Here is an 8,844-nt window from a genome sequence, read left to right on the forward strand (position 1 = left end):
ATAATATTAGGTAGAAGTCCACTGATTACTGATTACTGATTACTGATTACTGAAATGCTGAAGATAAATTTTTTCGTTGTGTTTGATCGATTGAAAAAAATCGACAATGGCACGAGGATAATTAACCCCTAAAATCACCCCATAACGCTTTTGTTCCTCTGGAGATAATTTATAAGGTTCGTGAATTTTATCGCCTTTTATTAGAGCTAATTCGGGCAACCAGTGACGTAAATAATCACCTTTAGGATCATAATCTCTCGACTGTTTAGGGATATTAAAATAACGAAATCCTCGCGCATCATTGCCAACACCAGCAGTGTAATTCCAATTACCCCAATTACTACAGACATCGTAATCAACTAATAATGACTCGAACCATTCTGCTCCCATACACCAATCAATACCGAGATTTTTGGTCAGAAAACTAGCGACATTTTGCCGGCCACGATTTGACATAAATCCTGTAGCGGCTAATTCTCTCATATTAGCATCTACAAGGGGATAACCGGTTTTTCCCTCACACCAGAGATTAAATCTTTCCCAATCTTCTAGCCAAGGTAAATAAAGTTCTTGCAAACCAGATTTATAAAAGATTTTATTACCGTGTTTACTGCAAATAAATCGGAAAAAATCTCGCCATAATAATTCAAAAATTAGCCAATAGGTAGAGTCATTTTTTACTCTTGTTTGCTCATATTTTTGTACTTCCTCATAGATATAACGGGGGGAAAGACAGCCAAAACTTAACCAAGCTGAGAATTTTGAGGAATAATTAGTCCCTAACATTTCATTGCGGGTTTCTTTATAGGTTTTTAAGGAATCACTATCCCAAATATATTCTTTAACCCGTGATTTTCCTGCCATTTCACCCCCTTGAAACGACAAAACACCTCCTCGGTCTAGAATTAGTTCTGTTAAGCCTAAATCGTTTAAACTAGGAAGGTTTCCCAAATCTATTTTAGGTAGTTTTGTCAACTTTTTCGGCGTGGGATAAGTTGTTCTTATTTGCCAATGACGTTCTACTTGTTTACGAAAATTAGTAAATAATTCCGGCAGGTGATTAAGGGTAAAAGGTAAGTCATCAGGATGGTATAAAGTGGCTGTCCAAAAAGTTTTTATCTGCACGGGAACCCTTGATAAAGCATTATTTACAGCTTTTTCTACCGCTAATTCCTCTGCTGTTACCTCTTGATGATAATAAACCTTCGCTATCCGCAATTCTTGAACTAATTGCGGGATAAGTTCTTCTGGTTTTCCCCGTCGGATAATTAAATTACCGCCTAAATTTTCCAGAGATTGTCGCAAATCTGCTACGCTTTCTAATAAAAATTTAGCTCGGAACTTGCCAGTTTTTGGAAACCCGTAGGAAGTAAGACCAAATTGACGCTCATCAAAACAATAAAAGGGAATTATCTCTAATTGTTCTTGAATGGCTCGATAAATTGCCTCGTGATCGTGAACCCGCAGATCATTGCGATACCAGATTAAAACCCGCATTTAACATCAATTAAAAGTTGATAACCGATCAATAAGTAGTTAGGTGTTAAAAACCATCAGACACCCCCCTTATTAAGGAGGTATTAAGGGGGGATCGAAACCCCCCTTATTAAGGGGGGATATATCTTTATTGTAATTATCTCTTCCCGTAGTAATGGCCATAGTAACGATAATTGTGGTCTTTCCGACTAACATTATTAGCCACTAAACCTAACACAGAAATGTGAGATAATCTCAGATCTTCGAGCAGATTTTTAAGCACAAAGCGATCGGTTTTGCCCAGTTTAGTGACGAGAATTAGGCCAGTGGCTATGGCGGCGAGAATTTTCCCATCGGCAAAAGCGGCGATCGGTGGTAGATCGTAGATAATTAGATCGAAAACGTCGTCTTGCTGTAATTGCGAGATCATCTCCTGCATTCTCTGGGAAGAAAGCAAGCGGGTTGGATCTGGGGGAATTGAACCGGCGGTAAGAATCGATAAACTCTCGTAGCGGGGTAGGGATTGAATTGCCTCGTTCCAATCGAGATTCTCGGCGATGACATTACTAAGGCCGTGGTCGTTATCGAGATTAAGTCGCAGGTGAACCTGGGGTCGTCGCAGGTCGGCATCCACCAGTAAGACTCTTTTTCCCATACTAGCGGCAGCCTTAGCGATATTTATTGATATGGTGGTTTTACCATCTCCCGGTGATACAGAACTAATCACGAGGGACTTGAGGGGGGAATCGGAACCGAGGAGGCGAATATTGGTGTTAAGAGTGCGGAAAGCTTCCGAGAAGGGGGAGAAGTTATAGTAGGAGGGGTTTTCGTTGGCTGATTTCGGGGTAGTATTAGGGATAGTAATTTTGCGATCGCCGACTGTTAACTGAGGTAGGGCCGCGGTGATCACTTTTTCGATCATACCGAGGTCTTTTTGCCAGGGAATTGCGCCCAAAAGGGGTAGTTTGGTATCTTCTTTTATTTCATCTGCACTGTGGTGAACGGGGTCTAATCTTTCAGCTAAAAAGGCCGCCCCTAGGCCTAGTAACAGACCACCGATAACCCCTAAAGCCAGATTTCGCACGGGTTTAGGAGAAACAGAGTTTTCCCCTACCTCTGGAGGGGAAATTATTTGCCAAGGCACGACCTGTTGTGCCACCTGTAGCTGTAATTTTTGCTGTTGCTCCAGAAAACGGTCAAGGCTGGTGGTGGCAATTTCCAATTCTCGCTGTAAATCCGTATAACGACGGGCCAAAGCCGCAAGATTTTTGACCGAGTCTTTCTGTTGTTCGAGGGCCCGGGCAAGGGATTCTACCTTAATTTCTAGGGTTTGGCGACTGTTAGCGGCTTCCACCAATTGTTGGGTTAATTCTACCCGCAGAGCGCTCTGAGATACCAAAGCCGGGGAATTACCCACTGTCTGGGGCAGTTTTTCTCCTAGAGTTCTCTGGGCCTCTTTTTGCAGTAGGGGCAGTAAATTGGCTCTTTTTTCCTCTAGGGTGGCAATTATCGGGCTATCTTTCCCGAAAACTGCCGATTGTTTCGCCAATTCCACTTCTACTTCCTGCAGCTGCTTGAGCAAATCTTGATAACCGGGAGATTCACTGAGATAAGTAGCGATAATTGCTTGATTAGGGGCTAATCCCACCTGTTGCTGTAAAGCTTGATAGCGAGAGTTAATTTCGTTAAGGGCAACTTGGGCTGCCCGATAATCTTGTTCAGTATTGGTTAACTGTTGTGATAAACGAGTCGCCTCTTTATCGGGATCGAGGAAATTGTATTGCTGCCGGAATTGCTGCATTTGTTTTTGTAGAGAATTAACTCGTTCCCGCAGCACAGGCAATTGAGCGTTAACAAAATCTAAGCCTTGATTAATTTCGGTCTTGCGTTCCTGAGAACTATAGTTTAGGTAATGACGAGCTAAATTGTCTAAAACCAACTTAATTTTTTCCAGTTCCTCATTTTGATAGGAAATTTCTAAAACTTTCGTCTCTTTTAATTGACTAATTTCGAGATCAGATTTGCCAGTTTCACTAATTAAATCACTGTAGGTAAAATCGGGATACTTAGGGGTTATTTTACTAAGGATGGGGTTAAGAAGTTGAGGACTGGTTAAAACGGCGATTTGGGTATCATAATCGATGTCTTCACCACCTAACTGAGGTAGAATATCTTGAGCTGCCAGTCTGGAAGAACTTTTATTTTCCTCAATGGGTTGACCGATGAGCAGCTGGAATTTACCTTGATAGATAGGGGTTTTTAAGAAAGTATAAGCAGCGATCGCACCCGTCACCCCTAGGGTGATGCTAGCGATTACCCACCAGCGATGCTTGATGACAGAAAAGAATTGACGCAGGTTCAGTTCCTCTTCTTCCTGCGTCGGGGAGGGGATAAAAGCCGGTTGGGCAAAAACTGGCAGATTTGCTTGACTTTGGGTTTTTAAAGCCCCATTTTGTTGATTGTTCATCATTAATCAAATAGTCAAGGGATAACTGTATTAAAAGATTTTCCGGTGGCAATCTGGCTCGATTAGTCACCGCTCAATCATAACACCGTGCTACAATGACAACCCTAGTTTTTCCAGTAATTACCAAATAAGGTGCGTTTAACCTAGTCAATGCCACTGGCTGCTTGATATACCCCCCCCTGAACGGTTACAAATTATGTGCTATCCTGCCAATGGCAATACTCATTTGCTCTTATAACAAGCTAAACCGCCATAACCACCATCACACGAGAGCCTAAATGACAATCCCATTAGCACCTCGCATCTCTGATACTTTACCCCCCATTACCTGGGAGAAATTGCCAGCGGATTTTGTCCTCCCTGATGAACCAGTGGAAAGCACCCTACAACCCCTCCTCGCGGCGGCTTTGCGAGAATCTTTAGAATTAGCCAGTTTAATTGTGGAAGCGAGTCTTATTGCTTCTATAGTTATTTCAAATAAGAACGAGACACTAGGCGACACAATAAGTACGAATAATTTCATCAAGGGGTGTCCCCACAGGAGCATACATTCTTGCCCTCTTTAATGCACTAAAATCATGTTCGATATCATTTAAATCAGGAGAGTATTTTGGCAAAAACACGACCTGATGACCTGCTTCCTCTACCAGTTGTTTAATGACTGTCTTCCGATGAATTGGTGCATTATCCATAATTAATACTGATGTTATGGTTAGAGAGGGCAACAAATATAAAGATAACCACCCTTCAAAACCTTCGGCATTCAGGCTTCTCGTAAATACCATCGGTGCAATAAAGTCTTTTTCCCTTTCTTCTCCCAGCGACAAGGTTCTCTCTTTTTCCTCGTTTTCCTTGTCTATCTCCAAAGACTTTCTTCCCTTTTTTTGACCAAGCATAAAAACAGGCTTGAAATTCTTCAAACCCTGACTCATCAATAAATACAAGGCTTTCACTTCCATATATTTTAATCAATTCTCTCAGCACTCTGTAGTATTTCATTCTTTCTTCTCGGTTTCTTTCTCTATAACGAAGTTCCTTCTTTTTTCTGGTAACTTTCATTTTTTTTAAGGCATAGCAAATGGCACCTGGTCTCACTCCAAACTTCTCGGCTCTGTCTCTTAATCTTGCCTCGGGATTTTCTTGGACATCTTTTGACAGTGCTTTCCAGTCCAGCTTTCTCTGACGGTGTTTTACCTTTGTTGCTTCCAGTTTTTCGCTACGAACGCCATCTATATATTGTGGCTCTTCCTATATTAAATATAGCGGCGGCTTTGGTTATGCTTCCTCCATTCTCTACATAATCAATTACTTTTTTTCTCAAGTCTAGGCTATAGGACATTTTTCTGTATGGGTTGCTTGTTTCTCCTTATTTTACCCTATTTTTTACTTGTATCAGACTTATTTGAAATGGCTATAACATCTGAAAGTGCAATTCCTTTCTCCGAGAGGGATTGCGCTTTGAAATGATCAACTAAGTCTGTCATTACTTTTGAAAAATGATATAACATTCCCAACAAAATAACCGAGGAAACCTTTAAAAAGACCGACCGAGAAGAAGAGATGGTAAGTTGTCAAAGTGCAGAAGATATGTTTGATAAACTTGGCATCTATATCTGGCACTGAGAGCCGCGATCGCCTTTGATATAATAGGATTAAAGATGCTGCCTGCGATCTAAAAGTCATGACACAAGAAGAAATCAAAGCAATTATCCGCCAAGAAATACCCGAAATTCCCCAAGATAGGGAAATGCGGGACGATTACGACAGTGGTGTTGGTGCTTTGGGAGCGATATGGGGAAAGCACTCGGAGGAATCTTTCGGCGATGCTCTGAAAGCAATTTTAGAAGAGTCTTTCGGAGTGCAGGTGATTAATGTTACTGAATATGATGACGAAGGCGAAGTCTTTGGCAGGCCAGACCAGATAGAATTGGATTTGTTAATCAAAAATGGACTGTTGATAATTGGCGAAATCCAATCCTCTATAAGTAAAAGTACAATTTTATCAGCAGCGACACCAACAAGAATCCAACTGCAAGATAGTTATTTCACTGACGGTAGATTTCAAGGCGCAGGAAATAGCTAAAAATTTAGGAATAGAAGTTTATAGTTCTGCAAGAGATGTAGAAGTCAGTTAATAAAAGGAAGGTTAAGGAAGATAAATAGTACAAGGAAATTATCAGGTGATCGCTAATTGACAAAAAGGACAATATTTGTTAATATTAAGGTTGACCAATGTATATCATTAATAAAACTGCTAGAAATGTCCCCTATTTTATATGATTCTGATTTTGACTTGTGGATTGAGCAGACAATTCAACAATTAAAAGATCGTCAATTTGAACGACTAGACGTTGAACACTTAATTGAGGAATTACAAGACTTGGGCAAGTCAGAAAAAAGAGCCTTAGAAAGTAACTTAATGGTGTTGTTGGCTCATTTACTCAAGCTCAAGATACAAGGCGATGCGCCTGAGACTATGACAGGCAGTTGGTATGATTCAATCAACGAACACCGGCAGCGAGTTCAAAAAAGCTTACGAGATACTCCATCTCTCAATCCCTATCTGTCAACAGCAGTTTCCTCAGTCTATCCAGACGCTCGCCAGCTGGCAATTAGAGATGGAAAAAAAGCTAAATTTGGCGTTCGCATACCATTAGAAAATGAGTATCCAATCACCTGTCCTTTTTCAATTGAGCAGCTCTTGGATGATGATTTCTACTTAAATGAGTCTTAGCCTAGAATTGTGATGTAACATATAGTAATACCCTCAACCATTGACAACAGGTAGCTGAACAAGGGGCTTAAGCCCCCTGCCTGTTCACGACTCATTTAGAATTGCTATAGCCAGTCAATTAAAGTAACATTTGCCTGAAAGAGGGCAAAAAATCTAGGAAATCTAAATAACTAAACCCAAAATATAGGACATAAATATGGAAACTCTGACGCTTAGTCAACCGATGCAGTTAACTGCATTACCCACGCAAGATGAACTTCCCTGCGATGATGGAGTACCCATGGAAACTCAAAGGCATAAATGGCAGATGGATCTGTTAATAGACACTATATCACCTTGGCTAGACCAACGAGAAGATGGTTATGCCAGTGGCAATATGTTTGTCTATTTCAGTACAGCACAACTAAAAAATCAAGACTTCAAAGGATCTGATTTTTTTGCCGTCTTAAGTGTACCAAAAGGGGAGCGAAAAAGTTGGGTTACTTGGGAGGAGGGAAAAGCCCCCGATGTAGTGATTGAACTACTCTCAGAAAGTACCGACCAAATAGACAAAACCGAGAAAAAACAGATTTATCAAGATAAGTTACGAGTCCCTGAATATTTCTGGTACGATCCTTTTAACCCTGAAGATTTTGCCGAATTTGTCTTGGTTGATGGTGTATATGAACCGCGGCAACCCAACGAGAAAGGATGGCTAATCAGTGGTCGTTTGGGATTAGCTTTAGTTCGTTGGCAGGGAGAATATAGAGGGGTAACAACCGTCTGGATTCGCTGGGCAACTTTAGATGGAATGTTGTTACCAACCCCGCGAGAGTTGGCTGAGGAAGCACAACAGAAAGCTGAGCAAGCACAACAGAAAGCTGAGCAAGCACAACAGAAAGCTGAGGAAGCACAACAGAAAGCTGAGGAAGCACAACAGAAAGCTGAGGAAGCACAACAGAAAGCTGAGGAAGCCGAAGAAAAAGCCGAGCGATTGGCGGCTAAACTCAGGGAATTGGGGATTAATCCCGAAAGTCTCTAACTTCCTCTGGGCGGATTTTGGTAAGACTCCCCCAGTGGGGTAGTTCATTTTTGAATCGGCATTTTCACCAATGGAGAACGAGGAATTGACGACTGTTCCGATTTATTGTGCATCAAGGCTTGCGGCGTTCAGGGGTCTAAAATTGACATGAATGCCCTATTGTCTTGCTAAACTAAACACCAAACTAGCAACATTCCCCCCATGTACCAGAGAACGCCGTCCCTTCCACCCAAAGAAATGTTACCAACCATGTACGACCTCCCCAGCGAAAACCTGGAGGAACCTGGCTTGCCTGACGAATTTCATCTCTTCCAACCCGAATTATTGCGCCAGACCTTTCGACCTTCTAACTATCCTGCCGAACAAATATTTATCGCCAGCGATCTAAATCTCTACTACGACCCCTACCATCCCCAATGGTACAAGCGGCCAGACTGGTTTGCCGCTTTGGGAGTCTCGCGGCTGTACCAAGGAGAGGAATTGCGCCTGAGTTATGTGATTTGGCAGGAAGAAATTGTTCCCTTCATCGCCATCGAATTACTCTCTCCTGGAACGGAAGCAGAAGATTTAGGGCGTACCGTGCGGGGAATCAACCAACCTCCCACCAAGTGGGAAGTTTACGAACGAATTTTAGGCATTCCCTACTACGTGGTGTTCGATCGCTACAGCAACCAATTGCAGGCATTTACCTTAAAATCAGGAAAATATCAGCCTTTAAGACTAGAAAACCAGCAGTTGTGGCTAGAGGAAGTACAATTGGGATTGGGACTTTGGGCAGGAAATTGTCAAGGCATTGAGCGGTTGTGGCTGCGCTGGTACGGACGAGACGGCAATTGGATACTGACTCCTACCGAGCAGGAAGCCCAACGCGCCGAGCAGGAAGCCCAACGCGCCGAGCAGGAAGCTCAACGCGCAGAAAGAGAACGGCAGCGGGTTCTAGAACTAGAAGCTTTGTTGGCTCGTTACCAGGAACAATTCGGGCAGTTAAATTGAGAAAATAATGAATAGACCTCGACCTAATATTATCTCAAGACCAAAAGTCTTTCTAGTTAAGGAATCTACCCGAATAAAAATTATTTTAATTGCCTCATATTTTTTAAGTAAAATTGAATTAGCAACGATAGATATACATTCCAGCTATCGAAC

At 42.0% G+C, this 8,844-nt stretch carries 9 protein-coding genes and 1 pseudogene; 5 read left to right on the forward strand and 5 right to left on the reverse strand.

Annotated elements, in window-relative coordinates:
* Positions 1 to 39 precede the first annotated feature (39 nt).
* Together IM473_RS08295 and IM473_RS08300 are read right to left on the reverse strand one after the other, a co-directional pair.
* Positions 40 to 1,497, reverse strand: coding sequence for a DASH family cryptochrome (locus IM473_RS08295; RefSeq protein WP_287658412.1), 1,458 nt, complete (start codon positions 1,495 to 1,497; stop codon positions 40 to 42).
* 136 nt (positions 1,498 to 1,633) lie between these two features.
* Entirely contained in the window at positions 1,634 to 3,946 is a 2,313-nt protein-coding gene (locus IM473_RS08300; RefSeq protein ID WP_287658413.1) for a GumC family protein, read from the reverse strand.
* A gap of 275 nt (positions 3,947 to 4,221) precedes the next feature.
* Between IM473_RS08300 and IM473_RS08305 the strand changes: the two are divergent.
* Positions 4,222 to 4,470 (forward strand): annotated as a pseudogene (locus IM473_RS08305) (hypothetical protein); the annotation flags it as partial.
* Here IM473_RS08305 and IM473_RS08310 read toward each other — a convergent pair.
* From IM473_RS08310 to IM473_RS08320, 3 genes are read right to left on the reverse strand one after another with little or no spacing between them, the layout of a single operon-like run.
* Positions 4,435 to 4,809 (reverse strand): transposase, encoded by a 375-nt coding sequence (locus IM473_RS08310; RefSeq protein ID WP_407069711.1) that lies wholly within the window; start codon positions 4,807 to 4,809, stop codon positions 4,435 to 4,437. The pseudogene IM473_RS08305 and the gene IM473_RS08310 overlap by 36 nt on opposite strands.
* Positions 4,691 to 5,176 (reverse strand): IS630 transposase-related protein, encoded by a 486-nt coding sequence (locus tag IM473_RS22695; RefSeq protein WP_407069712.1) that lies wholly within the window; start codon positions 5,174 to 5,176, stop codon positions 4,691 to 4,693. The genes IM473_RS08310 and IM473_RS22695 overlap by 119 nt, the downstream gene beginning before the upstream one ends.
* A complete protein-coding gene (locus IM473_RS08320; protein WP_287658417.1) occupies positions 5,160 to 5,282 on the reverse strand; it encodes an IS630 transposase-related protein in 123 nt (40 codons plus the stop codon). Before IM473_RS08320 ends, IM473_RS22695 begins: the two co-directional genes overlap by 17 nt.
* Positions 5,283 to 5,624: 342 nt before the next feature.
* On the opposite strand from IM473_RS08320, the gene IM473_RS08325 reads away from it, so the two are divergent.
* The 4 genes from IM473_RS08325 (at position 5,625) to IM473_RS08340 (ending at position 8,691) form a co-directional block, all read left to right on the forward strand.
* Positions 5,625 to 6,026: a DUF3782 domain-containing protein gene (locus IM473_RS08325; protein ID WP_287658418.1), complete on the forward strand. Its 402-nt coding sequence runs from the start codon at positions 5,625 to 5,627 to the stop codon at positions 6,024 to 6,026.
* A gap of 177 nt (positions 6,027 to 6,203) precedes the next feature.
* Positions 6,204 to 6,677: a DUF29 domain-containing protein gene (locus IM473_RS08330; RefSeq protein ID WP_287658420.1), complete on the forward strand. Its 474-nt coding sequence runs from the start codon at positions 6,204 to 6,206 to the stop codon at positions 6,675 to 6,677.
* A 196-nt stretch (positions 6,678 to 6,873) separates the two neighbouring features.
* A complete protein-coding gene (locus IM473_RS08335; RefSeq protein WP_287658422.1) occupies positions 6,874 to 7,698 on the forward strand; it encodes a Uma2 family endonuclease in 825 nt (274 codons plus the stop codon).
* 201 nt (positions 7,699 to 7,899) lie between these two features.
* Complete coding sequence (locus IM473_RS08340) at positions 7,900 to 8,691, forward strand: Uma2 family endonuclease (RefSeq protein WP_287658423.1); 792 nt, start codon at positions 7,900 to 7,902, stop codon at positions 8,689 to 8,691.
* Positions 8,692 to 8,844: the final 153 nt, after the last annotated feature.

The organism is Microcystis sp. M015S2 (genome assembly GCF_020245945.1).
In the GTDB taxonomy this organism is placed as follows: domain Bacteria; phylum Cyanobacteriota; class Cyanobacteriia; order Cyanobacteriales; family Microcystaceae; genus Microcystis.